This is a genomic window from Clostridioides sp. ES-S-0123-01 (genome assembly GCF_020658415.1).
Taxonomy (GTDB): Bacteria; Bacillota; Clostridia; order Peptostreptococcales; family Peptostreptococcaceae; genus Clostridioides.
The window spans coordinates 1-621 of the sequence record NZ_JACVWD010000023.1; the positions used below are offsets into that span (position 1 = coordinate 1).

Annotated in this window: 2 tRNA genes and 2 rRNA genes; all 4 read left to right on the forward strand. The window is 40.1% G+C overall.

The window, feature by feature from the left end:
• Positions 1-113 (forward strand): 23S ribosomal RNA (locus tag IC175_RS19290); the annotation flags it as partial.
• A gap of 183 nt (positions 114-296) precedes the next feature.
• A 5S ribosomal RNA gene (gene rrf / locus IC175_RS19295) occupies positions 297-413 on the forward strand.
• A 6-nt stretch (positions 414-419) separates the two neighbouring features.
• Positions 420-494, forward strand: a tRNA-Asn gene (locus IC175_RS19300).
• A gap of 6 nt (positions 495-500) precedes the next feature.
• Positions 501-586, forward strand: a tRNA-Leu gene (locus tag IC175_RS19305).
• Positions 587-621: the final 35 nt, after the last annotated feature.

Here is a 621-nt window from a genome sequence, read left to right on the forward strand (position 1 = left end):
ATTTCCCACCGCAAGGGTAAGACCCCAGAAAGACTATCTGGTTGATAGGTCGAAGGTGTAAGTGCAGCAATGTATTTAGCTTATCGATACTAATAGGTCGAGGACTTGACCAATATTATTTGATGTTTATTGATTAAAATATATATGTAGTTTTTAGAGTGTTAACTCTATGTAAAGTACTAACTTCAATTAATAGAAGATATTTAATAAAAAACTATTATTATTTAGTACTTTAAAAGTATTGACATTTAAAAATAAAGATGTTAATATAATACTTGTCTTATAAATAGGCAATATGTGGTTATAATAGCAAAGAGGATACACCTGTTCCCATTCCGAACACAGAAGTTAAGCTCTTTAGCGCTGATGGTACTTGGTGGGAAACTGCCTGGGAGAGTAGGACATAGCCACGTGAATATTCCAAGGTAGCTCAACGGTGGAGCAACCGGCTGTTAACCGGTAGGCTGTGGGTTCGAGCCCCACCCTTGGAGCCAAAAAAAGCCGAAGTGGCGGAACTGGCAGACGCACAGGACTTAAAATCCTGCGGGACTTACCTCTCGTACCGGTTCGATTCCGGTCTTCGGCACTTATAAAACAATATCGCGGAGTGGAGCAGTTGGC